Origin of the sequence: Thiocapsa marina 5811 (assembly GCF_000223985.1) — a bacterium.
GTDB classification, from domain to species: domain Bacteria; phylum Pseudomonadota; class Gammaproteobacteria; order Chromatiales; family Chromatiaceae; genus Thiocapsa; species Thiocapsa marina.
In genome coordinates this window covers 1-949 of sequence record NZ_AFWV01000053.1, presented here as the reverse complement: position 1 = coordinate 949, position 949 = coordinate 1, and the positions used below count along the sequence as shown (strand labels likewise).

Sequence of the window (949 nt, the reverse complement as noted above, 5' to 3'; positions counted from 1 at the left end):
CCAGGTCGAGCGCGCTTGGAGCGGGGTCGATGCTCGACTGCCCGCAGACGGCTCTGCGCACCGTCGAGCAGACGCGCACACAAACGGGGTTGAGCGTGACCGCGCGGATCCTCGACGCGACCTACGAGATCGGCCGTACGTGTTCCGACACCTTCCGCGACGTCAAGGATCGGTTCATTCGCCACGATTGCGTGAACGGACAATGGAACTACCTCGTCGATCCAAATGGGTTCGCTTGTTAAAATGTTTAACTAGTTTTTGAACCGTTACTAGAGGCCCAACAAAGAAGCATGAAAGAAGCCAGCGCGGGATAGTAAAGCTCACGTCGGAAATTGCCGATTTCCCTAGATCGAACTCGGCAACCGTCTCGTTTTCTTTCACCTGCCTCGCCCACAGAGTCATCTGGCCGTCGCTCACCATCAGTCGAGCAGGTTCCGACCAATCTACAATGGCCTCCAACTGACGCGCTGTCTGCTTCATGATGTTGCCGTGTATTGGCGGCAGCACAACCCAGCCTGAAGCGGCGAGCCATCCCGAATACAGAAGCGCCCGCAATTGATCGGGCTCGATAGAGTCTTGCGACCAAGCGCTATCTCCACTGCTTTTTCTGGGAACGGCGAGATTAATTTCCGAGTCTTTTTGAACTGTCAGTCGACGCCCAAACTCCGAGATGGCCATGACTTGGCTCAAGGGTACTCCAAAGTCACAGAACCATCTCCAGCCACTTTCCAAACCCGCTACCTTAGCGGAGCGACGATGAATAAGAAGCCCTGAACTGCTTACCAAAGTTACTATTAGTGACTCGCCGGTTCTGATAACAGTCGTCCGGAAATTTAGGCTGTTTAGGTTCTCGGCTCCAGAATGAGCGTCGGGGAACAGCAAACTGGCCTCGCTCATAAGCGCGGCCAAGTCCGATCCCAGGGCTTGGTGATAGACGTGCGGGGATTTG

Annotated in this window: 2 protein-coding genes; one reads left to right on the top strand and one right to left on the bottom strand. The window is 55.0% G+C overall.

Annotated elements, in window-relative coordinates:
• The first annotated feature begins 29 nt into the window (after window positions 1–29).
• Window positions 30–242 carry an ISAzo13-like element transposase-related protein gene (locus THIMADRAFT_RS24225; protein ID WP_007195783.1) on the top strand — a complete coding sequence of 71 codons (213 nt, stop codon included), beginning with the start codon at window positions 30–32 and terminating at the stop codon, window positions 240–242.
• Here THIMADRAFT_RS24225 and THIMADRAFT_RS27610 read toward each other — a convergent pair.
• The coding region (locus THIMADRAFT_RS27610; RefSeq protein WP_007195782.1) for a hypothetical protein at window positions 175–949 on the bottom strand (775 nt) is incomplete at its 5' end. The genes THIMADRAFT_RS24225 and THIMADRAFT_RS27610 overlap by 68 nt on opposite strands.

Excerpts from the sequence above, each read along its gene's own strand:
- THIMADRAFT_RS24225 (WP_007195783.1), top strand. The coding sequence starts at position 30 with ATGCTCGACTGCCCGCAGACGGCTCTGCGCACCGTCGAGCAGACGCGC.